Genomic DNA, 26,996 nt, shown 5'->3' on the forward strand with positions numbered 1-26,996 from the left:
ACCGGCCCACTCAGAGCACAAAAATGCACAGACCACATTCCATAATTTATCATCTTCTCATGGAATATGTCTGTGCACTTTCTACGTTTTAGTCCCCTATGTTCTTTTCCTCGCACGGCCTTACCCGCCCAGGATCTTATCCACTTACTGTCTTACCATCCCGCTGGCTTTTCATCTCGCGGTCTTTTCCGCTCTCGATCTTACCCGCTCACGATCTTACCCGCTCACGGCCTTACCCACACATGACCTTACCTGCCCACGTTTTTCCGCTCACGGTTTGATCCTCTTCCGTTTTTTACAATATCCTCGACATCGCGGACAATGTCCGCCTCGGTCCTCTCCGCTTCCGCCCTTGTGTCTGCCGTCACGGAAATGTAAACCTTCAGTTTCGGCTCGGTTCCCGACGGCCGGATCACAAGGCTTGTGGAATCTTCCAGCAGAAACTTCAAAACGTCTGACTTTGGCAAACCGTCGATTCCGCGGCGGTAATCCAGAACCGACAGAATCCTTTTCCCGCCAAAGCGCCGCTCCGATGCAGGCAGTTTCCAGGCGTTTTGCTCCTCACCTGTTTCCGCCTTGCCATTTCGAAAGCTTCGCATGATCTCCTGCATGATTCCAAATCCCGCTTCTCCCTCAAACGCATAAGAATGCAGCGTATTTCTGCAATATCCGTATCGTTGATAGATCTCGCCGAGTTTTTCCGGAAGGGAAATGCCGCGCGTCTTATAAAAGCAGAACATCTCGCAGATCAGAAATGCCGCGTCAACCGCGTCCTTATCGCGGACATAAGTCCCGGACAGATACCCGTAGGACTCCTCAAAACCGAAAATATAATCCTCCGCCCGGCCTTCCCGTTCCAATCGGCCGATGGTCTCTCCCACATATTTGAAGCCGGTCAGAACATTGACCGTCTCTACTCCGTAATCTTCCGCAATCTTCTCCGCCAGATCCATCGTCACGATCGTCTTCACCATCACCGGATGTGCCGGCATCCGCCCATGTTTTTTCCGCTGGCTGCAGAGATAATCGAGCAGAAGAAGTCCCGTCTCATTGCCGGAAAGGAGGACATATTCGTTATTCTCCGGTTCTTTCACCGCAATTCCGACGCGGTCGCAGTCCGGATCCGTCGCAAGAAGAAGATCCGCTCCGTTCATCTCGGCATATTGGATCCCAAGCGCCATCGCCTCCCGGATCTCCGGATTCGGATACGGACATGTCGGAAAATGCCCGTCTGGCATCTCCTGTTCTCTCACTACCGTAACATTTGTATACCCCGTCTCCCGCAGAATCCGGGTTACCGGAATCCGACCGGTACCGTTGAGCGGCGAATAGACGATCGAGACATTCCGATCGATCTCCTCGCCGAAGAGAACCGACTCTTTCCGGACAGTCTCCAGAAATGCGGCCAGCACCTCTTCACCGATATACCGTATCTTTCCGTCCCGGTCCGCCTCCTCAAATCCCGGAGCAGACAACAGATCCCCCGACCCTGACAAAAGATCATCCGCACCTTTCAACAGATCGTCCTCACCTGACATCAGATCATCCGCCTCTGCCTTCTGCTCCTCACCTTCCGTTTTGCGTTCCTCCGCATCTCCGTAGAAGCGGACATCCTCAAACACATTCCGCTTTTGGATCTCTCCGTAGATTTCTTCTGCCGCATCCTGTGTAATCTGGCAACCGTCCTCCCCGTATACCTTATATCCATTGTACTTCGACGGATTATGACTCGCCGTGATCATGACGCCCGCCTTTTTCCCGAGATAGCGAACCGCAAAGGAAACCGTCGGAACCGGATTCAGCCGGTCCCAGAGCGATACCTCCACGCCCCTCGCGGCAAATACCGAAGCCGCCGTCTTTGCAAATAATTCCGACTTGATCCGGGAGTCGTACCCGATCACGACACTAGCGTCTTTTCCGTAACGGCGGAGAAGGTACTCCGCAAGCCCGGCACTTGCCCGTGCGACCGTATAAATGTTCATGCGGTTGGTGCCCGCGCCGATCACGCCGCGAAGACCTCCCGTTCCGAATTCCAGATCACAGTAAAATGCGTCACGGATTTTTTCCGGATCCGCTTTCATCGCCGCCAGTTCGATCAAAAGATCCGGATCCCGGTCTGCCTGCGCGCACCACTTCTCATAGATTTCTTTTGTTTCCATCTTCTCTCCAAACGCCGGAAGCAGTCCGCCGGCACCGGCAGACTGCTCCCCAAAACATGAATCTTATGATATGATTTCCTTCTTCTCCAAAACAGCCGACCTTTCCCAATGTCCTCCCCGGATGCATAACCGGATGCATGACCGGATGCAGCTTCCGGTCCGATCATTTCAGATCCTCAAACAGATTCTCATGGTATACGCCGTCCGCAATCAGCTTCCGGAACGCCTCCACAACAACCTGCTGATCCTCCTTGTAGGTCACACCGAACCATTTGTCCTTCGTCTCCAGCACCTTGACCGAAACCGCCTTCTTCTTCAGAAGATCGCCGATATGGATCGGAATCAGATACTCTGCCTTCAGCGGATCGCTCTTTCCGGCCGCAATATCTTCCCAGAACGCCTTGTATCCTTTTTCGAGAATTTCAAAATACTCCGGCGTAAAGCCCCAGAAATTCATGGACACATGCGATTTCACGTCGAGCTTTTTGCCGTCCGCTTCCGCTCCGTCCGCCGTCTTGAGAATGTCATGTGTCTCCACAACCTCCGTCAGATTACCGGCTTCATCGACCTTGCAGAGACCTCTGGTAACGCTCCCGTGATCGCTGAGAGTGTTGCCGAGAATGAATCCCGCCATGCAGAAATCCGTCGGCCTGGACGGATCATAGTTCACCAGGAAATCGTGAACTGCCTGAAATGCTCCCTTTCCATAATAGTCGTCCGCATTGATCACGCAGAACGGCTCATGAACCATGGCTCTGCAGGAAAGAACCGCCAGTCCGGTCCCCCACGGTTTGGTTCTGCCCTCCGGAATCTCATATCCCATCGGAATATTCTCCAGCATCTGGAATGCATAATCCACTTCCACGCCGGACTCACGGCAGATCTTTTCAATGCGGTTTCCGATCACTTCCATAAAGTCTTCCTCGATATCCGGTCGAATAATAAAAATGATCTTGTTAAATCCCGCCTGAATGGCATCATGAATGGAATAGTCCATAATGATCTCACCGTTCGGTCCGACCGGTGAAAGCTGTTTGACTCCTCCGCCGAATCGGGAACCGATTCCGGCTGCCATAATCACTAATGCTGTTTTCATAATCTCTACTCTCCCATACCCATTTTTATCGATTATACCACCGTTTACTGCTCTTTTTCCGGCCGGTATCCCATCGGATTCTGCTTCTGCCAGTTCCAGGTATCCCGGCACATATCCTCAAGATTTCTGGTCGTCTTCCATCCAAGGATCTCCAGAGCCTTATCCGCATTCGCATAACATTCCGCCAGATCCCCCGCCCTTCTCGGTCCGATCTCATACGGCACCTTCACACCGGTGCTCTCCTCGAATGCATGAACTACCTCGAGGACACTGTACGGTGTACCGGTTCCGAGATTGAAGATCTCGGTGCCCTTATGTTTCACCGCATACTCCACCGCCTTCACATGGCCGTCCGCCAGATCCATCACATGAATGTAATCTCTCCGACAGGTGCCGTCCGGCGTCGGATAATCGTCGCCGTAGACCGTCAGATGATCTCTTCTTCCGACTGCAACCTGTGAGATATACGGCATCAGGTTATTCGGGATACCCTGCGGATCCTCGCCGATCCGGCCCGACGGATGCGCGCCGATCGGATTGAAATACCGCAGAAGAACCACGGAAAGCTCCGAATCTGCCACAGCCGCATCCTGAAGGATCTGCTCCATCATGTACTTCGTCCATCCGTACGGATTCGTGCAGGAACCGCGGCGCATGGTCTCCCGGAGCGGCACCGGATTCTCCTCGCCGTATACCGTCGCCGAAGAGGAGAAAATGATGTTCTTCACGCCGGCTTCCGCCATCGTCTCCAAAAGAGACAGCGTCGTGTCAATGTTGTTGCGGTAATAGCGGACCGGTTCCTTCACGGACTCTCCGACCGCCTTCAGACCCGCAAAATGAATCACGCAGTCAATCGAGTGCTCGCTGAAAATACGGCGGAGCGCTTCCTTCTCTCTGACATCCGCTTCATAGAGAACTGCCTCTTTTCCGGCAAGTTCATTGACACGCTTTACCGCTTCCTCACAGCTGTTGTCAAAATTATCGGCGATCACCACCTCATGACCTGCTGCCATTAACTGAAGTGCCGTGTGAGAACCGATGTATCCGGCTCCTCCCGCAAGTAATATTTTCATGATTCTTTCCTTTCCCTACGAATTCTGCGATCGGGAATTCTGTTATGCTTATTCACACTGGTTTTCGTTTATTCCGCCGTCCGCTCAATTCCCGGACTCCGCTTTTTCCGGCGCCTTATGCCGGAAAACAAAAAACTTGCTGATAAGATAATTTGCGATTGTCACCACAACCTGAACCAGCAGTTTGATAATCCGGTCATCATATCCCATGACCGTAACTCCGATAAACATGATCGCCATGTCCAAAAAAAGTGTTCCGACCCTTGCCCCCACAAATGCGGTAAACTCACTCAGAATATTGACGCCGTGACTGTGGAAAACGAACAGCTTATTCGTCACATAAGCGAACAGCACCGCACCGATCCAGGACAGGATATTCGCCGCCTGAAGCTTCAGCGGATTGGACGGCTCCAGAACCGTAAATGTCAGCGCATAGTAGATCACAAGGCTGACGATCGTCGTCAGGATTCCGACAATCAGGTAGTTTACCAGTTCTTTTCCCTGTTTTTTCAATGCCTCTTTTGCACCGTCAGTACTCATTTCCTCCCCCTTTCAATTACAGATGAACGTCCGCGAATGTCCACCGACTCCGCGTTACATTAAGAAGGCGTGCAGTCTGCTGCACGCCCTCCCGAATCTCACAGCGTGAACGCTATGTAGTAATCTATCGCTATTGCATTAATTTTACTCTACTGTCACACTCTTTGCAAGATTTCTCGGCTTATCCACATCCAGGCCCTTCGCCACCGAGACATAATATCCGAGAAGCTGAAGCGGCACCACCGCAAGGCTCGGGGTAAAATGGATGTCCGTCTTCGGAATGTAGGCCGTGAAGTCCGCCGTATCCTCGATTCCGTAATTGCCGTAGGTTGTCAGTCCCATCAGATATCCGCCTCTGGACTTGACCTCGACCATGTTGCTGATCATCTTCTCATAGAGATCCGGCTGCGTCAGAACCGAGATCACGAGAGTTCCCTTCTCGATCAGGCTGATCGTGCCGTGCTTCAGTTCGCCGGCCGCATACGCCTCGGAATGAATGTAGCTGATCTCCTTGAGCTTCAGACTTCCCTCCAGGCTGACCGCATAGTCGATGCCCCTTCCGAGGAAGAAGACATCCTGCGCGTTCGCGTATTTCGCGGCAAACCACTGGATTCTCTCCTTGTCGTCAAGAATCTTCTCAATCTTCTCCGGAATGGTCTGAAGTTCCTCCAGATATCCCGCATACTGCTCGTCCGTGATTTTCTCTCTCACCTTCGCGAACTCGATTGCCAGAAGATAGGATGCGATCAGCTGCGCGCTGTATGCCTTGGTTGTCGCAACCGAGATCTCCGGGCCGGCCAGTGTGTAGAAGACATGATCCGCCTCACGCGCAATCGTCGATCCGACAACGTTGACGATGGCCAATGTCTCCGCGCCGTGCTCCTTTGCGATGCGCAGCGCCGCCAGAGAATCCGCAGTCTCTCCGGACTGGCTGACAATGATCACGAGAGAGTTCTCCGGGATCAGAAGGTGACGATAGCGGAACTCCGACGCGATCTCCACGCGGACCGGGATCTCCGCCATGTCTTCCAGTACATACTGCGCTGCCACGCCGACATGATAGGCCGAACCGCAGGCCACAATATAGATCTGACGGAAATCCCGAATGTGTTCCTCATCCAGACCAAGTGCCGTAAAATCAATCTTTCCATCCTTGATCACCGAATTCAGGGTATCTTTCACCGCTCTCGGCTGCTCATGGATCTCCTTGATCATGAAATGTTCAAAACCGTTCTTTTCAGCCGCATTGACATCCCATTTCACTTCCGTGACATCCTTCTCGATCACTTCCTGGTCAATGTTGTAGAACGTCACTTCGCCCTTACCCATGCAGGCCATTTCATTGTCACCGATGTAATAGATATCTCTTGTGTAGCGAAGAAGCGCCGCCACATCCGATGCCATATATGTATTGCCGTCCTTCACGCCGATAACCATCGGGTTGTCCTTGCGGATTGCGTAGATCTCATCCGGGCACTCCGCAAAAAGCACCGCAATCGCGTATGAGCCGCGCACGCGGAGCATGAAACGGGACAGCGCATCGATCGGTCCCTTCTGATACTTCTTGACATAATAGTCAATCAGCTTTGCCGCCACTTCCGTATCGGTCTGGGAATGGAACGAATATCCGGCTTTCTCCAGCATTTCCTTTAATTCCAGATAATTCTCGATGATGCCGTTGTGAACGATCGTCACATTCCGGTCATCACTGCAGTGCGGATGCGCATTCGTCTCCGACGGCTCCCCGTGAGTCGCCCATCTGGTGTGACCGATACCGCAGTCCCCCGCCATCGCGAGACCGTCATTCGTCTTCTCATAGAGCGCCTTCAGCCGTCCCTTCGCCTTGACGATCTCCACATCGTTTTTGCCGCTGCGAACCGCCACGCCGGCAGAGTCATAGCCACGGTACTCCAGCTTGCTCAGTCCGTCCAGGAGGATCGGCGCCGCCTGAACATGTCCGTTAAAACCTACAATTCCACACATACTTATTTTCCTCTGTATATTTTCTGTTTTTATGTTTATTTTTTTTTATTTGACTGCTTCTTTGTTACTTTGTTTACCTGACTGTTTCTTGTTATTTTGTTTACCCGACTGCTTCTTGTTACTTTGTTTACTCGACTGTTTCTTGTTATTTTGTTTACCTGACTGTTTCTTGTTACTTTGTTTACTCGACTGCTTCTTGTTACTTTGTTTACTTGACTGCTTCTTGTTACTTTGTTTATTTGTCTGTTTCTTTGTCAGAATCCTGCAATCTATCGAATTTTACCATAAAACAAAGAAAAAGGGGGCATCAAATGAATTAAGATTCTTTGAAGCCCCCAAAATCTTTATTCTTTTTCCTGCCTCCATGTTCCGCCGGGATCCCGCTTACTGCCCAAATCCGGAGCACTGCGTCTCCCCGTTCAGCATTTTTTCAAACGCATCCGCCGGCATCGGCTTTGCAAAATAGTACCCCTGCATTTCCGTGCAGCCCCGTTCCTGCAGAAAATCCGCCTGTTCCGCCGTCTCGACGCCTTCCGCGATCATTTCCATTCCGAGAGAATGGATCATCCGGATCATGTGTGACACGATCACACGGCCTTTTTCCGGCTCTCCCCTGCTACTCAGGAACATCAGATCCAGCTTGATTCGGTCCACCGGCACTTCCTTCAGCATGTGGAGTGAAGAATATCCGCTGCCGAAATCGTCCATTTCCACCTTAAAACCGTACTCTCGAAGCTGTTTCGTCATCCGGATCAGAACCGCCGGGTCCTCCACATAGGCGGTCTCCGTGATTTCGATCCGCAGCTGGTCCGGTGACAGCCGGTACGTCCGCACCAGATTGCTGAAAACCTCCGGAATACGCGGATTGGTCTGTATATCATTCCGCGACATATTGACCGAGACAGAAAAATGTTTTCCTTCCGCATTCCACCGCGCAAGATCCTGGCAGACTGTCTCCCAGACAAAACTGTTCAGTTCGTACACTCCACCCGACTCCTCCAGAATCGGAATGAACTCGCAGGGGCTCAGCCATCCGAGTTTATTGTGCTCCCAACGGCAGAGCGCTTCGGCTCCGGTGATCTTCTTCTCCTTGTAATCCACCTGCGGCTGATACCAGACCCGTATCTCACCGTCGCGGATCGCCGTGGTCAGATGTCCGACGATATCGGACATCCGCTTGCCGCGCTCCCACTGATCCTGATTGTAGAAAGCATACCCGTCCTTTCCGCTGTCGCGCACTTTTCGCTCCGCCACGCGGGCATAATCCAGCATCTGATCCACATCAATATGATAGTAATCTTCCGGTGTCAGAACGTAGATTCCGCTGCAGATCAGGACCCTGTTGTCTTTTCCCTTCGCGATAAAGAAATCCCTAACCAGTTCAAAGACATCCTTCTCATCCCCGCGCAGATTCTCCATGCCGTTCACCCGGCGGAGCACCGCGAAATGATCGCCTTCCAGCCGTCCGATGGCCTCCTCCTCCGAAAGCCTCTCCGTCGACCGGTCCGCCCAGAAACGCAACAGCTCGTCGCCCGCCTGCTTTCCAAAACTCTCATTGATGTATTTGAAATCCTTAATATTGTTGTACGAAATCATGTAGGCGATGTCCGGATGCGCCCGAATCAGCTCCTCCGCTTTTTTCCGGAAGCCGGTAAGGCTCAGAACGCCGGTCAGCTGATCGTAATCGACCATCTTCCGCATTTTCTCTTCCTGCTCCCGCTTCATGGCGCGCTGGCGCTGAATCGCAATCACAATCAGAAAGACCAGCACCAGACCACTCAAAAACAGAAGCAGACCGTACTGATACAGATAATCGCCCAGATCATACCGGTACAGTCTTCGGGATGTATAATCCAGAATCACCGCCTGCCGGCGGTTATAGTCCAGCAAAGCGATTCCCCCATTCAGCCGGGCAACTTTCTCCCGTCCGGCCGGCGTATTCGTCGTTCCGATACGGAAATCCATGGAGAACATGGCGGAAGGCTGCACCATCAGATCCGAGTAGGACGGTTTCTGCAGGACATAACTCCAGACATAGGAATTGTGTAAAAGTGCGTCCACCTTACCGTCCCGGAGAGCCTTCACGCATTCATCCATCGTTCCGTACAGCGTGATCTCGATCCCAGGATAGAGCTTGTTCACGGTCTCCGCCCCCGCCGCCAGGGACTTCAGCATTCCGACATGAAGCTTATTGAGCGGTGGCATATCCTGCCGGCCCTTTGTGACAAGCGTAAATGGCGTCTGCATCAGGTTATCCGTCACGATGCTCGGTTTTCCCGACTCGCTGGTCAATGCGCTTCCGAACGGCATGACCACATCGTAGGACTCATTATCCAGCGCCGCCTTCAGCGATTTTTCCGTGATCTCCCGGAATTCGGCCTGATATCCGGCCTTTTCCGCGGCAGTAACCATCAGATCCACGCCGATTCCCGAAATCTCTCCGTTTTCCGGATCCCGGTAGAAGATCGGGCAGCGATCCGTCGGCACACCAACCGTTAAGATCTCCGACGGTTCCGCCTCACTTCCTGACTGCGCCACTGCACTTTCCGACTGCGCACAAACGATCATGGTCTCCGCAAGCAGAAGTATCAACAGTATCATCAGGGTCAACAGCAGCGTTATCTTCCGCTGACCGTTTCGGCCTCGAATTATCTTTCTCACGCAATCACCTCCTGATCTCCGGGGTGGTTTCGTCCAAATCAATGGTATAACCGGGCAGTTGCATTGCCCCCTTATCTTGAGTCATCTCCCCTGAAACAGGGAATAAGCAAACAATATATTGAGATATTTTCCGAGTGGATTTCTTAATTGTCTATATTATACCATTGAACAGCTGCGTTTTTTGATAAATATTGCGTTTTTTTCTTTTTTCTCTTTTTAAAGGCCGTCCTTGGTTTCCGTTTCCGGCAGTTTATTCGTCTTTCTTATGCGCTTGATTTCTTTCAGTTCTTCTTCATCCCGGACCTGCTTCGCGGTCTTCTCCGCGATGATCCCGGAAATCCCCTGTATCTCTTTCTCATACATCTCCGGCTCAAATTCCACCAGAAACTGCGCCAGTGATTTCGGATCCAGAAATCTTGCATCCCCCGTCCCGTCATACGGCCCGTGTGAACGCTTGTAACGGTAGAAAATCTTCATCGCCTCGTCAATCGGGATATTTCTCTTCCGTGAAATGCTGCGGATCATCCAGTCTTCCAGCCCCTCCAGGCATTCGTTTTTCGATAATTCCTTCCTCATTGCGGTCTCATCCTGTTCTGAATTATGCTAAAATTTTGTGTCAAAGGCATCTTGCCGCACAATATCGAAATTATAACATAAGATTATCCGAACCATAACTCACTATGTCCTCTGAGGGATTCTTTCTTTTCCGAAGGGTGGCTTCCTCAGTGCATCTTCTCGACATAAGTCAGATATTCTTCCTTTGTAAATTCCGGTTTATAATCCGAAATGATTCTTTTCGCATCCTTCGCCCCGTCTTTCAGAAGATGGTAAGCGGTCAGCGCCATCATATGTGCCGGCATGATATTGGCAATATACGGAGACTCCACCTTAAAATCCCTGCTGTGAAGCGCCCCCGTCGTTCCGCCGAAGGTAAAGTTTACAATCGGCATGATCGCCGCCAGATCCCCCAGATCCGTAGAGGCCGCATTCTGCTGTCCCAGCGGAATCTCCTTTACCCGGATGCCTTTTTCCTCCTTCAGCACATCGGCAGCTCTCCAGAGCACCTCATCCGCCGGGCACTCCGGAACCGGCATATACCCCTGCGCATCCACGATCTCCGCTTCCGCACCGATCGCCATGGCCGCGCCCTTAAAGCAGTTGTCCACTTTCCGGCTCGTCTCCTCGATTGCCTTTAAACTTGCGGCCCTTACCATCATATCCACGACCACCTCGCTGGGCACGATATTGATTGCCTCGCCGCCTTTTCGGAAATACGGATGCACCCGGACATAATCTTTTTCCCGGAAGGTTTCGCGCACCATCCCGAGTGCCGACATCGCGAGACTGGCGGCATTCAGTGCATTGACACCTTCATGCGGAGCCGCCGCGGCATGCGCCGCTTTTCCGTGCATGTATACGGTCTTTCCGATAAAGCCGGAAGCCGCGCTGTCTCCAAGAAGAAGATCCACCGCTTCGCCTCTTGCGACCATCAGCGAATGATCGGTGACCGACAGATCGATGTCATCAAATTCGCCTCTTCGTATCAGCTCGCTCTTGCCGCCGGAGTATTTAATTCCCTCTGTCTCCAGCACCTCCGCTCTCACGGAAGCATCCAGAAACTCTTCCGCCGGCACTGCGAAAAATGTCACACTTCCGTTCAGAGCCTCCTTCACCTCCGGATCGGTGAGCGCAAGAGCCGCGCCGAGGATGGATATGATCTGTGCATAATGTCCGCAGGCGTGTGCAAAACCCTTCTCCGTCGCGTGCGGATGCGACGGGCAGCTCAGGCCGTCCAGTTCTCCGATCAGCGCGATATGAGGGCCTTCCCCGTTGGTAATGGTTGCCTTCACTCCGGTTGCCGCCAGTTTTTCTCTGGTCTGAAGTCCCAGCCGTTTCAGAAAAGCCGCTGCTTTTCCTGCTGTTTCATATTCATGGAAGCCCTGCTCCGCATGATCGAACAGATCCTGCGCTAATGCCTGCAGTTCCTCCGCGTGATCATCGATAATCTTTAAAATTCGTGCTTCAATCTTATCCATATTCTTCACTTTCTTCCGTCAGATATTATTTTCCAGAAACTCCATCGCAAAACGGGCGTAAATCTCCATTCCGTCCTTCAGCACATCTTCATCCACGTCGAAATCCACGCTGTGGTGCGGCGCCGTGATGCCCTTTGCCTCATTTCTTGAACCGAGATATCCGAATACCGCCCTTGTCTCCTTCATGTATTCCGAAAAATCTTCGGCGCCGCCCATTTTCTTCAGCGGGACCTGCGCATTTTCGCCCAGGACTTCTTTTCCGACTTTGACCGCCAGATCCACCAGCGCCCGGTCCCGGTTTACCACCGGTGAACAGCCGAAGAAATAGTCACATTCCGCTTCGCATCCGAGAACTGCCGCAGATTCTTTGGCGATCTTTTCGATCCGTTCCGCCACAAACTTCCGCTGATCATTGTCAAACGCCCGCACTCCTCCGACAATTTCCACGTGATCGGCAATGATATTATTCTTGGTTCCGCCGTTGACCATTCCCACCGTCAGCACCATCGACTGCTGCGCGTTATTGATTCTGCCCGGAATCATCTGGAGATTCATGATGCAGTTGGCCGCTGCCGCGATTGCATCCTTGCCCAGATGCGGAGTACTTCCGTGAGCGGCCTCTCCCCTGATCGTAATGGTGAATTTATCCGAGCAGGCCATTCTCTCGCCGTATTCAAAATTGATCTCACCGACGTTCAGATTGTTCCAGATATGCATTCCGAAGATCGCGTCCACATCCCGGAGCGCTCCGCGTTTGACGTACTCCTCCGAATATTTCGCAATCTCCTCCGCCATCTGAAACAGCAGCTTAACCGTCCCGCACAGCTCATCCTTTTTCTCTGCAAGAACATGTGCCGCGCCGAGAAGCATCGCCGTATGGCAGTCATGCCCGCAGGCATGCATGACCCCCGGCACTTTACTGCAATAACTCTTCGTCTTATCCGCCTCATCCATCGGAAGCGCGTCGATGTCCGCCCTCAGCATAACCGTCCTGCCGGGTTTTCCGCCCCGGATGATCCCCACACAGCCGGTGATTCCGTCAAATGTCTGCACCTCGATTCCGAGGGATTCGAGTTCTCTTATGATAAGCTTTGTCGTCTCAACCTCCTTCAGCCCCAGCTCCGGATGCTCGTGAATGGTTCGCCTTGTTGCGATAACATATGGCTCATATTTTAATGCTAAATCATGGATTGACATTATTCTTCCTCCCCGGCAAAAGCTTCAAGATAATCATATGCCACCTGTGCATAGGTCGCAGCACCGATCGGAAGCACATTATCGTTTACTCTGAAGTGATCGGAATGAAGCGGCCATACCGCACCGTATTCCTCGTCCCGGATTCCCAGGAAACCAAATGCTCCCGGAACCACCTCCATGATCTGGCTGAAATCCTCACTGCCCATGCCGCTGTCCACATATGCGACGGCATCTTTGCCGAAAAGCTTCGCCACCGCGCCTCTTGCGATCTCATTTTCCGCAGCGTGATCATTTACCACCGCCGGCTCAAGCTTGTCATACTGTATATCAACCGTACAGCCGTAGGTCTTCGCCGTCGACTCTACGACATTCCGGAACGCATCATCGATCGCGAGATGGATATCCCTGTCATAGGTCCGGACCGTTCCTTCCAGCTCAACCTCATCACACAGGATGTTAAACGCCGTGCCGGCCTTGATCATTCCCACGCTGACAACCAGCGGATTCATCGGATCATTCCACCGGCTGGCAATGCTCTGCAGATTCATGATCATTGCGCTTGCGCAGACGATCGCGTCTTTTCCCAGATTCGGTGTCGATCCGTGCGCGGATTTCCCGTGAATCTTCAGCACAAAATTGTCGCATGCCGCCATCCGGTTGCCGTCACTGAAGTCCACCTTCCCGTCCTCAAGCCCCGGCCAGACATGCATGCCATAGATGAAATCACATGAATCAAAACAATGATGCTTTATGTAATACTGTGATCCCACAAAACACTCCTCCCCGGACTGAAACAGAAGTTTCACCTTTCCCGGTATGGAATCTTCCACCGCTTTCAACAGCTTTGCCGCCCCGAGAAGGGACGTCGTATGGACATCATGACCGCAGGCATGCATGACTCCCGGCACATTGCTAGCATAATCCACGCCGCTGTGCTCCTCCATGGGAAGGGCATCGATATCCGCTCTGAGGAAAACGGTTCTTCCCGGCTTTTTCCCGCCGATATGGGCAATGCATCCCGGATAATCCTCAAAGGTCGTCACATCGATCCCCATCTCCGTGAGCTTTTCAACAATAAATCGGGTTGTCTCCCACTCTTTGAACGACAGTTCCGGATTGCGGTGAATGTGATGCCGGCAATCCGTCAGAAAATTCTGTATTGCGTATGCGTTTTCCCTGAAATTCATCTTCTCCTCCAAATGCAGCGATAACTGCCGTTTCCGTTCTTTCATTGGCTCTTCCCCGTTCCCGGAATATCATAAGCGTTGCTCATCTATAATCCGTTTCCTGTATGCAGCAATCGCTGCCTGCATATAACAGGCCCGGTTCCAGCGAACCGGGCCTGATGTCAAACTATATCATTTTCACTCAGCCCAGAAAAATTCCGCCGCCCGGTCCAAGCGGAAGGTTGAGCGATACCCAGACGATAACCTGAATGATCCAGGCAATGGTAAATGTAATCGAGAACGGAAGCATGTTAGCGATTACCGTGCCAAGACCGGTCTCTTTCTCATATCGTCTCGCATATCCTAAGATTACCGGCATATACGTAAACAGCGGACTCAGCGGATTGGTGATCGAATCACCGATACGATAAACGACCTGTGTGATGGCCGGATCATATCCCATCAGCATCATCATCGGCACAAAAACCGGGGCAAGAATCGCCCACTTTGCGGAAGCCGAGCCCATGAAGATATTGACAAACGCTGCGACAATAATGAGGCCTACCATCAGCGGAACACCCGTAAATCCGATGCTCTTTAATCCGTCCGCGCCAGTGATTGCAAGAATCGTTCCAAGGTTTGACTTGCTGAAGAAGTTGGTAAAGATGGAAATGAAGAAGCACATAAAGATATAGTTGCCCATGTCTGCCATACCCTGGCTGGCATCCGCCCATATATCCTTATCATTCTTGTACTTTCCGATGGTCACACCATAGACAACGCCCGGAACCAGAAGAGCAAGCGTTACCGTAAACACAATACCCTTACTGAACGGGGACGCGCCGGCAATAATCGAACCGGTTTCGTCTCCCAGAATCGGAAGCCCGTTGTATACCGGAGCAACACTCATGAACACGATAACCGCGACAAAGATCAGAAAACCGATTCCGGCATTCCGAAGGCCCTTTTTCTGAAGCTCCGTCACCTTCGCCGCCTCTTCCGCGTTAAAGTCATATTTCTTCAGATCTTCCGCTGTCACGGCAAAGCGGTTTAAGATGACCTTCTCCACCAGTACGGTACCTACCGCGGTAAGAATGATACAGGAAGCGATCAGGAAATACCAGTTAATCGCAATGGACTGCTGATAATCCGGGTTGATCATCTTTGCGGCATTCTCGGTAAATCCGTATGCCAGCGCATCGGACAGTCCAAGGAAAATGTTGGCGCAGAAGCCTGCCGCAACGCCCGCATATGCCACATAGAGACCGAGCATCGGGCTTCTTCCGATCGACATGTAAAGAATCGCCGCCAGCGGGGGCAGAATGATGAATCCGGCGTCTCCCGCCACATTCAGGTTAATACCAAGGAACATGATAACCATGGTAACCACCCAGCCCTTTGCGCCGCCGAGAAACCGCTCCATCAGCGCAATCAGGAATCCGCTCTTTTCCGCGATGGCAGAACCGATCACCGCTACCAGTACCATTCCAAGAGGCGCAAAACCGGAGAAATTGGTTATTACATTCGTCCAGAGATACTGAATACCCTCAATCGAAAGCAGATTAAATACCGTGATCGTTGAATTGTCTGCCGGTGAAACGACCGATACTCCTGCCGCGGAACATACCGCTGAGAGAATGACAACAAGAATTGCCAGTCCAAGGAACATCGTGATCGGATCCGGGAGCTTATTGCCCGCTCGCTCGATGGAATCCAACACTCGATTCAGTAACGATTTTTTTTCTTTTTCTTCTGCCATACACGTCTCCTCTCACAAACTGCGCCTGACCGAGTCAGGCAATTACACCTTTCCCCTGAATTTATAATTGCGAATATTTCATAAATTCAATTTTATTATACGACGTGTATACATATTATCAAGTTATACCAGTAAAGTATGAATAATTCGTATATTATTCAGAATCTTTTGTTATAGTTTCTGTTGTTATGCGAATATCATGATGTGTTTGACGACAGCCCCTTTTTTACGTCCTTCTCCAGAAAATTTGCAAACCGCGCCGCTGCCCCGCGGCATGGATGATCGCGCAAGGTAGTAAGATACACCGTTCGGTAATATGCGCTTCCGGGCAGGGGTGTGCAGGATACGTCGTAGTACATCAGATTCCTGTTTTTCGGAATAATCGCATTCCCAAAACCGTACTCCACAAGGGAAATGATGGAATCATCCCCCGGCGCCCGGTGAAGGAAATGCAACTTCACTCCGTGCTCTCCCGCAGCGCGCTCAATCAGGCGATCCATAACAGAATCCTTCAGATAGCCGATCAGCTTGAATTCCGAAAGGGACTCCCAACACTCAAGGACATACGGTTCTTTTTTCGGTGAAATAAATACCAGCGGCTCCTTCCGGATCGGAATCTGCCGAACTTCCGGATCCTCATTCGCCGAGCAGAGCAGCAAGTCAAAGATGCCGTTCTTTAATCCTTGCACGAGTTCCGGCGTCTGCGCATTCGAAAAAGTGAACGACACGTTTTCGTTCCCCGGCAGCTTCTGAAAAGCCTGCATTTTCTTTGGAAAATAATCCCGCAGAAACGGCGTGATCATGCCGATGCGAAAGAATTGCTGCTCCTCATCGGAGAGAATCTTCATATGATCCCTCGCATCCTCCAGATCTTTCTGAATCTGTCGGCAGTGGGCAAGAAATGCTTCTCCGTGAGTTGTCAAAAACAATCTCTGATGACGCCGTTCAAACAGAGCGACGCCCAATTCCGCTTCCAGATTCGCGATGGAAGCACTCAACGACGGCTGGGAAATATAGAGCACCTCTGCTGCCTGCCGCATATTGCCCGTTTCGGCAACCGTCCGGAAATACGTCAGCTGATTCAATGTCATAGCAAGACCTCCCCTTAAAATCATTTTACCATACTTGATAGTCTGACCCTATTATCTTAAAAGAAATCCATATTATATCTATGATCTTTACACGCATATAATCAAATTACAGAACACTCGTATGGTACAAAAAGGAGGAGAGAACCGTGACAAATCAGGCAAAAACTGTAGTCATCGGAACCGTCGGAGCAGGTTATGCGGCAAGGCTTCACGGCAACGGGTATAAAAAAATAAACAGTGTTCCATTCCGTCTAAAAGCAATCTGTGATATCGACCAGAAACTGGCAAAGAGCGTAAAGGACGAGTTCGGATATGAGACCATGACGTCGAACTATGATGAGATGCTGGCTGATCCGGAAATCGACGTCATCGACATTGTGACTCCACCCTACCTCCACGTCCCCATGGCGATCAAAGCGATCCTGGCCGGTAAACATGTCATCTGCGAAAAGCCTCTCACCGGATATTTTGGAAAACCGGGTGAGAAAAATGTAGGCTTAACCACGCTGAAAGCCACAATGTATAAAGCCTGCATGAAACAAATGGAAGAACTGAGGAAAGTGCTGGAAAACTCAGACCGGAAGTTCCTCTATGCCGAGAACTTCGTCTACGCGACTCCCGTTCAGAAAGCTGCGGAGATCATCCGGGCAAAGAAATCAAAAATCCTCTTCATGAAAGGCGAAGAAAGCCTGAAGGGATCCAGCTCCCCTGTCGCCGGAAAATGGAATAAGACCGGCGGCGGCATCTTGGTCCGCACCGGCTCCCACCCGCTTTGCGGAATGCTGTGGTTAAAACAGCAAGAGGCAAAAGCCCGGGGCGAGGCCATCGGAATCAAAAGCGTTTCTGCAGATGTCGGCGTAACCTCAGCTTGTCTGAATGAATATGAGCACCGCCACATTGCGGCCAGACCGGAAGATGTGGAGGATTATGCTGCCGTCACCGTCACGTTTACGGACGGAACCAAGTGTCTGACCATTGCCAGCGATACGGTTCTGGGCGGTTCCAAAAACTACATCGAAGTCTACGCCAACGACAATGCGCTGATGTGCAACATCACCCCCACCGACATTCTCAACACCTATTTCCTCGATGAGGACGGACTGGACGATGTTTACATCTCCGAGATGCTTCCGCAGAAACTCGGCTGGAACAAAGCCTTTGTGAGCGATGAGGTCATCCGCGGCTACACAGGCGAGTTGACAGACTTCGTGGAAACCATTGCATACGACCGTGAGCCCACCTCCGGTTTCGACCTCGCTTTCCTGACTACCCAGATCATGTACGCGGCGTATATGTCTGCGGAAGAAGGAAGACGCGTTGATTTTTAGGGAAAACGGCATATAAGAATCCCCCGGCAGGTCTGAATATAAGCCTGCCAGGGGATTCTTATATGGAAAGAGGATAAATTCTCTTCGTATTCAGAAACCATTTTACAGTCTCAAAATATCACTCTCCATGATGTTCATTCCATATGCTCTTTATCTCTGACCGAACCTTGACTTTTCATAGCTGACTATCTGTTAACGCCCGCGCCTGAGTAACCGCTTTTTCGTTACTTATCCTCCGATTCTTTCAGATCCACTCCGGGGATTTCTTTCTCAATCTCCCGAACCACCCTATCCTGGAGGTAGTAGTTTGCCAACTTGTCTTTCCGGTATTTTTTAAACTCTGAATTCTGCGTAGCATCCATCAAAAGCTTTGTAAAATATTGTTCCCAACTCATAAACGCTTCGCTATTTGCAAATAACTCCGGCGAGTCCAATTGCTCATTATTCTCTAATTCTACGACCCCAGACTTTAAAACAATCCATTCAAACGATTCAGGAAGAAATAGTGCAATCTTCCGAGGGCGTAACGCCTGCTGCCTGACTACATCTTCCATTTCCGCGCCAAACGCAGCTCCATCCGCAACAACCACCACAGCCATTTCCGAATACCGGTTTAAGGTTGAGAGCACCTGCGATTTTCCCTCTGCCGACACGCATGAGATCCCCATCTTCTTAGCGACCGATTCAAAGAATTGAAAACCGGATCTTTTATCTTCCGTAATGATGACTTGTGGTCGAAATGGCAAGTATCTTCTTACCGGAGCATCGTACATCCGTTCAATTTCCGTATAAATCTTCACGAATCTCTTATTCTTTGTCCCAGAAAGCCTGTAAATCTCATCTACACTGACCGGCAATTGTTCCAGATAATCTCTGGTTATCAAAAGATAATAATTGTCACTGCCTTTTACAGTTTCGGCAAAGTCTTTCGAACGAATGAAATGACTGTCCTCATCAATGATAACAATCTTTCCTGGATTACGTAGAATCTCGTCTTCCCACTGATCCCCTTCAATCGCGATCAGTTCCCGGTCGCAGGAGATGCTGACTCCACTTTCCTTGCCGTACCGGTTGTATTCACGGATCATATCGAAAAGTGTTGTCTTTCCTCTTCCGCTTTCCCCTCTTAAAATGGTCAGATTTCTTCGTAAGGTAAATGAATAACTATTTCTGCTATTCTTGACCCTGATCTTGTATTCACCGTGCATCCTTCTGCTCCTCTCTCAGGTAGGATGCCCCCGCAATCAGGAACTCCTGCATATTGTGAACAATCTGCTTTCTGTCATTCAGAATTCGAATGTCAAACTCTCCACCTCCAAAATCCATCACATGAAAAAGATTAATCGTAAAGTCCTGTTCCTGACCGAGCTTTAAAATCCATTTCGCACAGTTATCTCCGCAATTAGACGCGTTAAATACTTTTCCCGGCAAATGTTTCATCAGAATTAACGCTTTCACTCCTCCGGACAACTGTAACGGGGAAATATTCCCTAACACCGGGCTCTGAATACAATTTGCATCAATCACTTCCGAATGGTCTACGTCCGAAATTACCTTTCTGGCAAATTCATCCGTGATCCATTCATCTTTATATCGATTCTTAAAGAACACCGATGTGTTATATATGGCATTCTCTTTATCTCCAAACCATACTCTTAACATAGTTTTCTCTTTTCGTTTTTTCAATATTGGTCCTTCAATCCATCGTAACTATATAATTCTATACAATCTCGGAAAAGCAATCTATACCTTCAATCTCATTCGAACTCTTGACGGACTGAAGCTTTGCAATTGCCGCCAACTCCGTGAATACCTCTACAAACTGTTCTTTTCTCCCCATGGCCATGACACGCAGCGTATATATGTCCGTTGTAATATTCAGCAATCCTGCAGGAAGAAGTCCATTCTGCAGAAATGAGTAATCAAATATATGCATAATCAGATCCCCTTTCTGCATCATTATATATCAAATTATATGTAGCATGCCAAATAGTACATCCTCCATCATTTTACTCGCAATAAAACATCTGTTTTGGACTCTTTGGCTTATCCGGTATACTCATTTTGAGTATTCCCTGTTCCACCAACGGCATTACATGAGTCTGAATAGCATACGTAACAGAGCTCAAGCCTAAAAACTTACATATCTCGGCTCGCGTCCTTGGAATCTCACAAAACTTAATCAGCTCGTTGTTTTTACTATTTTCATTTTGAACAGCCGCAATATTTTCTCCATGCTTATACAACTTCACAACAAAACTGCCTCTCTCCTCAAGAAATTCCGGTTGAGGCAATCCGTATTCCTGCATTGCTTTTCTAATCGTCGGAATTCCGGAGTATCTGTTCTCGGTTACTTTCAACACTTCCAGTTCCGTTGCTATTATCGGATTACGGGTATCCGGTTGTACTTTTCCCAATTGATCTATTCTGATTCTGCCATATAAACCACCCGGATTTCTAATCTCGATTCTATCTTCATACATCGTTATTTGGATGGGCATTCCTTCGGTATGAATACTATAATCACGATGCACCAAAGCGTTAAGGATCGTTTCTCTTAACGCTGTAACCGGATAGTCGGTCCGATCTTCCCGCTTTCCGGTCCTGGAATCGATGATCGTCTTTGTATGCATGTTCCTGTTCACAAATTGCATGGCGCCATCCAGCATTTCCCGGATATTCCCCTCGATACGCTGATTATCCAAAAAACGTTCGCCCTGTTCGCCGATTTCTCCGATTTCTTTTCCGGGGACAACTGTTGCAACGATACATAGCTGCGGAAAATACGCCTGTGGATATGGGCTGAAGTTCATGACCGTACTCAGTGTGATTTGATCATTCCTCTTGATGCTCATCAACTCATATATTTCATCATCCGGAATTGCTGCCAGCTTAGGTTTCCCGGTTTTCAGCAATCCAATATAATTTGTAACAGCTTCCTGATTTAACGCTGCGAATGTAGCCCTCTCAACAACTCTAATATCATCCTGATACTTTTTCCTGTAGGCCTCGTAACTGTATACTTCGTATTCTGTCATCGGTTCATCGCTATCGCCCACACGAACAAATGACCCCTTTACTCTGCCTCTCCCCTGATAAAAGACCGGTCTTTCTGTAATATCTACCCCCGGTATCTCAGCTGCAACAAAAAACAGACCATTTTTTTCCGCCACCGTTAGTAATGGTCTGACAACCGGCTCCATTTGTAAACATTGTTCATTTATTTTCTTTTGAATATCCTGCGGGTCATATACTCCCACTTCTTTAAAACCATGTTTCTCATCCACGCCAAATACAATGACTCCACCGTCATCCTGATTTGAAAAACTGGACAATGAATCATATAGATGTTTGGGACATCCTTTCTCTGCACTTTTTATTTCCAATGTTGGTGTTTCACATTTTAGCTTCTGTATCAGCTCCAATTTTTCCCTTAATTCTTCGGCTGTCATTTCAGTTCCTCCTCTCTAATTTTAGATCTTAATGTTCTATTTTAGTTTTGTCAACGAACAAAAAATATAACTTTATCAGCTAAAGCATATTCACATCTAAGTTTCATCAACTAAAAAAGGAACTCAAATGATTTGAGTTCCTTAAGCAGTTATTTTGTAAGACTCGTTTCCTCTCGCTCGTTGTCAGTAAGCGCTTATTTTTATGTGAACTCTGCAAAAAAGTGGGGCAATCATTTTTCTTGTAGAATTGACCATGCCACACTATAGGTTACTAATACCGTCCGACAGCCTTGACATGAACCTCAGGCTCTGAATCTAAGAACAGCCTGCCTGTACGGCTTTGTGAATGAGTCGACTTCCACCGGCTTGACTGCATCCGGCAGGACCGTGATCCGCTTTTGCGGTTCGCTTCAGGCTGATAATGAAGATATAACCTTCGGTTGTTGCGGCAAAAAGATGCATATGAACAATCACCTCGGCATCACACTGCGTCATCTTCCGTTTGGAGGCTATCTCATACAATTACCCATTTTCCAGTTTTATTTCCACCCTGACGCTCAATAACCTTTTTTTCTTTCAATGAGGCGAGTATTTTTCTTATATATCCATCAGAATATCCACTTACAGCAACTAATTCTTTTATCGTGATACTAGAATTTTGACTTATAAAATCGATAACACGCTGCTCAGCCTCATTAATGCTGACATTGTTATCAGTGCCCGTTCCATCACTATTCTTTTTCTCATAATTAAATGGAATAGTAACATTAACGAAATTCTCCATAATATCAAAAGCCTGTTTTCCATAGTTGCTTATTATAAGAGGAATGCCATGACCTGTCTGCTCCACGTACCCCAACTGCCCAAATATTTTTTGGAGCTTGGAGTTTACTGGCTTACTGATTCCTTTGTAAAATTCTTCTCTGTTTAAATCTACTGGTAATCCCCCTGTAGAGATAATTTCTATTCTGTCAGAAAAAATATAAACTGCTGGTGGATTTCCTTTGTCCCATTTCGTATGAATACATGCATTTTGCCAAGCTTCTTTAAAGCTTGCCATGTCAAATAGCTTTTCTTCCGTTCGCCTATGGTTTCCCATCGTAACCATAGTTTCGTTAATGGATTCCATATAATCCAACACTTTATCGATGGCGGTAACCAGACAAGTTCCCCCATACTCATTTCTCTTTATAAGATCCGTTTTATCTTTTCCTGCAAATGTAACAACTTTTATCGAAATATCATTCTCATCAGCAAGCAAAAAAGCCATCATATTATATTTTCCATCGCTGTTTTTCAACCCTGCATTATCTTCAAAGGTTGTCTGATCAACTGTTAGTCCAGCTGTTACATATGCAATTTTAAGTTTATTAAATGTTAGCGTCTGAACCGGCGCGGGAATCAATGTCAAAATATCCGATGAAGTTTGTCTATCCATCAACTCCTTAAGAGCTGTTGGGCTCAATTCTCTATCTTCATCAGCCGATCGCATATAGTAACGTCCATATGCTGAATATGGTTTTTCTGAACCGCGTACTTCGATTTTTATTACGTTTTTGTCATCGATTAGTTCATGTTCTATGGTCGGTATAACTTGTGGCTTAAGGAAATTTGCTATCGCTTGGGATATTTCTCTAAGTGTTCTGTCGCCCATCTGCTGACCAACTACATCCCCATTATCCTTAACTCCAAAATACAGAACTCCATAGCCATTCTTATTGAGCATAGAAGCCAATGAAGTTATTCCTTCCCGGAGCTCACCGGTTGTCTTCTTGAATTCTATCTTTTCTGTTTCTACTCCTATATTCATAGCTTCACGCCTCCTAAATGTATTGTTCTCTTGGTAACATTTTTTCTCTTTATCATAGTTTCTCCCTGCCACTATGAATTATACTCTATTCGTTTCTTTTTGCTACTCTTTTTGCTACTTTATTTACCACTTTATTTGCTACCTTAATTGCCACTTATCCCAGTATCATCGTGAAAACCAGGCACCAGCGAATCAAATCTCTCCGACTTCGAAGAAATCTTTTTTGTCATAACATCCCCCTTTTCTGCACAAAAAGCAAAATAATCCGTATCAAATTTTATTTTCCATCCATTCATTTCATGATAAAATAGCATCGTTGATTTTTGTGACACAAGATTATTACTTACGCGGAGGAAAGGGCAGCTCTATGATCAGCGTCATCGTGCCGGTATATAATGTAAAGCCATACCTTGAAGAATCAATCCAAAGTGTAATTCACCAGACCTTCCGGGATCTGGAGATCATTCTTGTCGATGACGGATCCACCGATGGCTCCGGCGAAATCTGCGACCGCTACGCTGAGATCGATTCCCGCATCCGGGTTATTCATCAGGAAAACCGCGGCTTAAGCGCGGCCCGAAATGCCGGTCTCGACATCTGTCATGGGGATATTATTGCCTTTCTGGATTCCGATGACGCTTTCCTCGAAAATGCGCTTGAAGTGATGGAAAAAGCGATGAGAGAATCCGGAGCGGACATTGTGGAATGCAATTTTTCTTTCTTCAGCCGAAAAAAATGCTCGAATCTCCGGAACACACCTATGCAAAAGGCCCTTCCCAACCACAAGCCCGGTCTCTATTCCGGTCCGGAAGCGATGAAGCTGAATCTGTATCGAACCATCACACATGTGGTATGGAGCAAGATCTACCGCCGGGAAATCTGGAACCGCTTTCGCTTCCGCAATGGGCAGAATTTTGAAGATCTGGATATCATTCTGCCGGTTCTCCACTCAGCAAGGAATGTCTATCTTCTCAATGAAGTTCTGATACTTTACCGCCGTCGCCCCGAAAGTATTACTCAAACATTGAACCTGAAAAATCTCAGGGACATTACCGCGGCGTATACCCATTATACGAATTATATCTGTCAGTTTTCTCCCCAGTACTTCACCGACAGTGATCTGGACTTTGTCCGCAGAAAACAGTTATTCTCCATGCTAAGCTTCTACTATCGTGGTATTCTTTACCCGATTCCGCAGAAAGAACGCTATCTGAGCTATCTGAATAAATGTATTTTGGATCTTTCCGCCTCCATCGATCTATCGAAATGCTCTCTCCGTCTGAAAGCGGCGGCGTGGTTCTATCACGTTTCCCCGATGGCGGTCAACCGGATGCTCTACCGATTATACCGGTTTTATCGATCATCCCAGACGCTTCTGTTAAGGTAACACAAACATGATACAACGACTTCTGCGCAATATTACCTTTCAGTTTCTGATCAAGGTAATCACTTATATATTTTCGTTTTTAACCCTGTTATATGTGACGAGAATCCTGCAGCCCGAGGCCTTTGGCCGAACCGCGTTTCTGTCCTCTTTTACCGGATATTTCGTTCTCCTTTCCAATCTCGGCATGCCCGTCTATGCCATGCGCGTCTGTGCCGAAAAAAGCAGCAGCCGGAAAGAACTCAGCAACGTCTTTGGAGAACTCTGGAATATCAATGTCCTTCTATCCGGAATCGTAGGAACAATCTATATTCTGATTATCCTGCTGCTTCCAAAATTCCAAGGGCAGCGAATCCTTCTTCTGATTTACGGGAGCGCCATCCTTTTCCAGATGATCGGCTGCGACTGGCTCTATCGAGGCCTCGAAAAATTCCGTTTTCTTGCGGCCGTCACCTTGCTCTGCAAAGGAATATGCCTCTGCGGAATTCTTCTCTTTGTCCGCTCTGCCAGCGATCTGCTTCCCTTTGCGGCGCTGTCCATCCTCTCCACCTCCGGAAGCAGTCTCATCCAGTTTTTCCGACTCCACCGGTATGTGGACTTTCCTTTTCATTTCCGGATCAATCCCGCGCATTTCCGCCCGATTCTCACCTTTTTTATGATGACCTGTGCGGTATACGTATACAACAGTCTTGACCTGACCATGCTCGGATTCATGAGAAATGAATATGAAACCGGGCTTTACAGCATTGCGGCCAAAGGTAAATCCGTCCTTGCCGCCACCGGAGGTCTGGTATGGAGCTCGGCGCTTCCCATCACTGCGAATCTCTGGAAAAACGGGGAGCGTGACCGTTTTGAATCCTTTGCCGCAAAAACTCTGATCTTCGTGACGGCCTTTCAGACAGCGATCGCCTTCCTCTGTTTTGCGCTGGCCCCGTACATTATCCTTCTCGTCGGCGGCGAATCGTATCTTCCGGCAGTACCGGCCTTCCGGATTCTTCTTCTCTCCCTGATTCCCATCGGCGCAAGCAATATTCTCGGCGGGCAGGTTCTCATCCCGGCCGGAAAAGAACACCGGCTTCTTCAGGCCGAAATTGCCGGGGCAGTGTTCAATTTTGCAGCAAATCTTCTCCTGATTCCGCTGCTCTCCGGTGTCGGTGCCGCCATCACCACGGTGATAGCGGAAGTCATCGTCTGGATATTATGTATCTATTTCATAAGAAAGGATTTAGCCATGAATTTTGGAGCAAACCTCATGCGCAGAGCTGCCGGCCGTGTACGCCGCATTGTACGGCCCCGTATCGCGCGGGGTATCAGCAGACTACTGAAAAATGCACTCCCGTATTACTGCCCATGCTGCGACACTCATCTGATACGTTTTATTGATATTGGATTTGACCGGAAACCCACTCTGTATAATCCGGCGCGATACCACGGGATCGACCAGAATGTGATCTGCCCGGTATGCATTTCCCTCCCCCGCCACCGAATTCTCATCGAATGGATGGAAGAGCACAAAGCATGGATGAAGAATAAAAAGATACTGCATTTTGCCCAGGAGAGTTCGCTCCGCCTCTGGATGGACCGAAACGGACTCGCCGCCGATACCGCGGATCTCTACCGCCCGGCAGACCTCAAACTCAATATCGAGTCCACCGGCCTTCCAGACGATTCCTACGACATGATCATCTGCAATCACGTTCTGGAGCATGTCTCAGACTACCGCAAGGCCCTGAGTGAGCTGCATCGCATCCTTCGGCCGGACGGAAAACTCATTCTCTCGTTTCCGGTCGACCGGAAATTGAACAGCGTATATGAAGATCCGTCCATCACCTCCGAATCAGAACGGATCCTCCATTTCGGTCAAATGGACCATCTCCGGGTTTTCGGAACGGATTCGCCCGAAATGCTGAAGCATGCCGGATTCATGGTAACGGAAATCTGCGGCAAAAACGTAAACGGTAAATAGTCGGTGCCGTGATACGGCATCTCGGCCATGAGATAATTATTCTGTCACTTTCAAAACTTGAAAAAGTTGGTGTCAACTTTTCCCAGTTTTCACAGGAGGTTTCTCATGGATACTCAATTAGCTACTTCCCAGATTCGTTTGCAGAACTGGGTTGCTATCATCAGGGATCAGAAATCCAGCGGACTCACGATCAAAGACTATTGCCAGGAACACGATCTTTCCCAAAACGCGTATTACTACTGGCTTCGAAAAAGCCGACGTGCCGCATTGCAGGCAACAGACATCTCTTTTACAG

21 protein-coding genes are annotated in these 26,996 nt (G+C 49.0%); 4 read left to right on the plus strand and 17 right to left on the minus strand.

Features of this window, described 5'->3' with window-relative positions:
- Nucleotides 1-248: 248 nt before the first annotated feature.
- From BR86_RS0114300 to BR86_RS0114355, 12 genes are all read right to left on the minus strand, one after another.
- Entirely contained in the window at nucleotides 249-2,159 is a 1,911-nt protein-coding gene (locus tag BR86_RS0114300; protein ID WP_051684845.1) for a phospho-sugar mutase, read from the minus strand.
- Between the two features lie 163 nt (nucleotides 2,160-2,322).
- Entirely contained in the window at nucleotides 2,323-3,255 is a 933-nt protein-coding gene (locus tag BR86_RS0114305) for a sugar phosphate nucleotidyltransferase (RefSeq protein WP_031475029.1), read from the minus strand.
- A 44-nt stretch (nucleotides 3,256-3,299) separates the two neighbouring features.
- Nucleotides 3,300-4,328 carry a UDP-glucose 4-epimerase GalE gene (galE, locus tag BR86_RS0114310; RefSeq protein WP_031475031.1) on the minus strand — a complete coding sequence of 343 codons (1,029 nt, stop codon included), beginning with the start codon at nucleotides 4,326-4,328 and terminating at the stop codon, nucleotides 3,300-3,302.
- An 84-nt stretch (nucleotides 4,329-4,412) separates the two neighbouring features.
- Nucleotides 4,413-4,868 carry a GtrA family protein gene (locus BR86_RS0114315; RefSeq protein WP_051684846.1) on the minus strand — a complete coding sequence of 152 codons (456 nt, stop codon included), beginning with the start codon at nucleotides 4,866-4,868 and terminating at the stop codon, nucleotides 4,413-4,415.
- Nucleotides 4,869-5,012: 144 nt separating this feature from the next.
- On the minus strand, nucleotides 5,013-6,851 hold the full coding sequence (glmS, locus tag BR86_RS0114320) for a glutamine--fructose-6-phosphate transaminase (isomerizing) (RefSeq protein ID WP_031475035.1): 1,839 nt from the start codon (nucleotides 6,849-6,851) through the stop codon (nucleotides 5,013-5,015).
- Between the two features lie 384 nt (nucleotides 6,852-7,235).
- On the minus strand, nucleotides 7,236-9,512 hold the full coding sequence (locus BR86_RS0114325; RefSeq protein ID WP_242841621.1) for an EAL domain-containing protein: 2,277 nt from the start codon (nucleotides 9,510-9,512) through the stop codon (nucleotides 7,236-7,238).
- 216 nt (nucleotides 9,513-9,728) lie between these two features.
- Nucleotides 9,729-10,088, minus strand: a complete 360-nt coding sequence (locus BR86_RS0114330) for a hypothetical protein (RefSeq protein WP_031475039.1) — start codon at nucleotides 10,086-10,088, stop codon at nucleotides 9,729-9,731.
- Between the two features lie 146 nt (nucleotides 10,089-10,234).
- Nucleotides 10,235-11,548, minus strand: a complete 1,314-nt coding sequence (locus BR86_RS0114335) for an amidohydrolase (protein WP_031475041.1) — start codon at nucleotides 11,546-11,548, stop codon at nucleotides 10,235-10,237.
- Nucleotides 11,549-11,566: 18 nt separating this feature from the next.
- Nucleotides 11,567-12,745, minus strand: a complete 1,179-nt coding sequence (locus tag BR86_RS0114340) for a M20 metallopeptidase family protein (RefSeq protein WP_031475043.1) — start codon at nucleotides 12,743-12,745, stop codon at nucleotides 11,567-11,569.
- Nucleotides 12,745-13,932: a M20 metallopeptidase family protein gene (locus BR86_RS0114345; RefSeq protein ID WP_031475045.1), complete on the minus strand. Its 1,188-nt coding sequence runs from the start codon at nucleotides 13,930-13,932 to the stop codon at nucleotides 12,745-12,747. The genes BR86_RS0114340 and BR86_RS0114345 overlap by 1 nt, the downstream gene beginning before the upstream one ends.
- Before the next feature lie 181 nt (nucleotides 13,933-14,113).
- A complete protein-coding gene (locus BR86_RS0114350; protein ID WP_031475047.1) occupies nucleotides 14,114-15,670 on the minus strand; it encodes an AbgT family transporter in 1,557 nt (518 codons plus the stop codon).
- A 197-nt stretch (nucleotides 15,671-15,867) separates the two neighbouring features.
- Nucleotides 15,868-16,761: a LysR family transcriptional regulator gene (locus BR86_RS0114355; RefSeq protein WP_031475049.1), complete on the minus strand. Its 894-nt coding sequence runs from the start codon at nucleotides 16,759-16,761 to the stop codon at nucleotides 15,868-15,870.
- A gap of 146 nt (nucleotides 16,762-16,907) precedes the next feature.
- On the opposite strand from BR86_RS0114355, the gene BR86_RS0114360 reads away from it, so the two are divergent.
- Complete coding sequence (locus tag BR86_RS0114360) at nucleotides 16,908-18,089, plus strand: Gfo/Idh/MocA family protein (RefSeq protein WP_051684847.1); 1,182 nt, start codon at nucleotides 16,908-16,910, stop codon at nucleotides 18,087-18,089.
- A gap of 224 nt (nucleotides 18,090-18,313) precedes the next feature.
- Here BR86_RS0114360 and BR86_RS0114365 read toward each other — a convergent pair whose 3' ends face one another.
- From BR86_RS0114365 to BR86_RS0114390, 5 genes are all read right to left on the minus strand, one after another.
- Nucleotides 18,314-19,297: a P-loop NTPase family protein gene (locus tag BR86_RS0114365; protein ID WP_031475053.1), complete on the minus strand. Its 984-nt coding sequence runs from the start codon at nucleotides 19,295-19,297 to the stop codon at nucleotides 18,314-18,316.
- On the minus strand, nucleotides 19,287-19,751 hold the full coding sequence (locus tag BR86_RS0114370) for a DUF4869 domain-containing protein (RefSeq protein ID WP_031475055.1): 465 nt from the start codon (nucleotides 19,749-19,751) through the stop codon (nucleotides 19,287-19,289). Before BR86_RS0114370 ends, BR86_RS0114365 begins: the two co-directional genes overlap by 11 nt.
- Before the next feature lie 58 nt (nucleotides 19,752-19,809).
- Nucleotides 19,810-20,025, minus strand: coding sequence for a hypothetical protein (locus BR86_RS0114375; protein ID WP_031475057.1), 216 nt, complete (start codon nucleotides 20,023-20,025; stop codon nucleotides 19,810-19,812).
- A 73-nt stretch (nucleotides 20,026-20,098) separates the two neighbouring features.
- Nucleotides 20,099-21,541: an ATP-binding protein gene (locus BR86_RS0114380; protein WP_031475059.1), complete on the minus strand. Its 1,443-nt coding sequence runs from the start codon at nucleotides 21,539-21,541 to the stop codon at nucleotides 20,099-20,101.
- Nucleotides 21,542-22,055: 514 nt separating this feature from the next.
- The gene (locus BR86_RS0114390; protein WP_075034442.1) at nucleotides 22,056-23,351 is read right to left on the minus strand and encodes an RNA-binding domain-containing protein; all 1,296 of its coding nucleotides are present in this window, start codon (nucleotides 23,349-23,351) and stop codon (nucleotides 22,056-22,058) included.
- Nucleotides 23,352-23,718: 367 nt separating this feature from the next.
- Here BR86_RS0114390 and BR86_RS0114395 point away from each other — a divergent pair, with 367 nt between their 5' ends.
- From BR86_RS0114395 to tnpA, 3 genes are all read left to right on the plus strand, one after another.
- Nucleotides 23,719-24,738 carry a glycosyltransferase family 2 protein gene (locus BR86_RS0114395; protein ID WP_051684848.1) on the plus strand — a complete coding sequence of 340 codons (1,020 nt, stop codon included), beginning with the start codon at nucleotides 23,719-23,721 and terminating at the stop codon, nucleotides 24,736-24,738.
- A gap of 7 nt (nucleotides 24,739-24,745) precedes the next feature.
- Nucleotides 24,746-26,701 (plus strand): oligosaccharide flippase family protein, encoded by a 1,956-nt coding sequence (locus BR86_RS0114400; protein WP_031475067.1) that lies wholly within the window; start codon nucleotides 24,746-24,748, stop codon nucleotides 26,699-26,701.
- A gap of 105 nt (nucleotides 26,702-26,806) precedes the next feature.
- The coding region (gene tnpA, locus BR86_RS15850) for an IS66 family insertion sequence element accessory protein TnpA (protein ID WP_143099329.1) at nucleotides 26,807-26,996 on the plus strand (190 nt) is incomplete at its 3' end.

The organism is [Clostridium] aminophilum DSM 10710 (genome assembly GCF_000711825.1).
Lineage (GTDB): Bacteria > Bacillota > Clostridia > Lachnospirales > Lachnospiraceae > Clostridium_R > Clostridium_R aminophilum.

Coding starts and splice junctions, on each gene's coding strand:
- BR86_RS0114300 (WP_051684845.1), bottom strand. CDS start 2,159: ATGGAAACAAAAGAAATCTATGAGAAGTGGTGCGCGCAGGCAGACCGG.
- BR86_RS0114305 (WP_031475029.1), bottom strand. CDS start 3,255: ATGAAAACAGCATTAGTGATTATGGCAGCCGGAATCGGTTCCCGATTC.
- galE (WP_031475031.1), bottom strand. CDS start 4,328: ATGAAAATATTACTTGCGGGAGGAGCCGGATACATCGGTTCTCACACG.
- BR86_RS0114315 (WP_051684846.1), bottom strand. CDS start 4,868: ATGAGTACTGACGGTGCAAAAGAGGCATTGAAAAAACAGGGAAAAGAA.
- glmS (WP_031475035.1), bottom strand. CDS start 6,851: ATGTGTGGAATTGTAGGTTTTAACGGACATGTTCAGGCGGCGCCGATC.
- BR86_RS0114330 (WP_031475039.1), bottom strand. CDS start 10,088: ATGAGGAAGGAATTATCGAAAAACGAATGCCTGGAGGGGCTGGAAGAC.
- BR86_RS0114335 (WP_031475041.1), bottom strand. CDS start 11,548: ATGGATAAGATTGAAGCACGAATTTTAAAGATTATCGATGATCACGCG.
- BR86_RS0114340 (WP_031475043.1), bottom strand. CDS start 12,745: ATGTCAATCCATGATTTAGCATTAAAATATGAGCCATATGTTATCGCA.
- BR86_RS0114345 (WP_031475045.1), bottom strand. CDS start 13,932: ATGAATTTCAGGGAAAACGCATACGCAATACAGAATTTTCTGACGGAT.
- BR86_RS0114350 (WP_031475047.1), bottom strand. CDS start 15,670: ATGGCAGAAGAAAAAGAAAAAAAATCGTTACTGAATCGAGTGTTGGAT.
- BR86_RS0114355 (WP_031475049.1), bottom strand. CDS start 16,761: ATGACATTGAATCAGCTGACGTATTTCCGGACGGTTGCCGAAACGGGC.
- BR86_RS0114365 (WP_031475053.1), bottom strand. CDS start 19,297: ATGCACGGTGAATACAAGATCAGGGTCAAGAATAGCAGAAATAGTTAT.
- BR86_RS0114370 (WP_031475055.1), bottom strand. CDS start 19,751: ATGTTAAGAGTATGGTTTGGAGATAAAGAGAATGCCATATATAACACA.
- BR86_RS0114375 (WP_031475057.1), bottom strand. CDS start 20,025: ATGCATATATTTGATTACTCATTTCTGCAGAATGGACTTCTTCCTGCA.
- BR86_RS0114380 (WP_031475059.1), bottom strand. CDS start 21,541: ATGACAGCCGAAGAATTAAGGGAAAAATTGGAGCTGATACAGAAGCTA.
- BR86_RS0114390 (WP_075034442.1), bottom strand. CDS start 23,351: ATGAATATAGGAGTAGAAACAGAAAAGATAGAATTCAAGAAGACAACC.
- BR86_RS0114395 (WP_051684848.1), top strand. CDS start 23,719: ATGATCAGCGTCATCGTGCCGGTATATAATGTAAAGCCATACCTTGAA.
- BR86_RS0114400 (WP_031475067.1), top strand. CDS start 24,746: ATGATACAACGACTTCTGCGCAATATTACCTTTCAGTTTCTGATCAAG.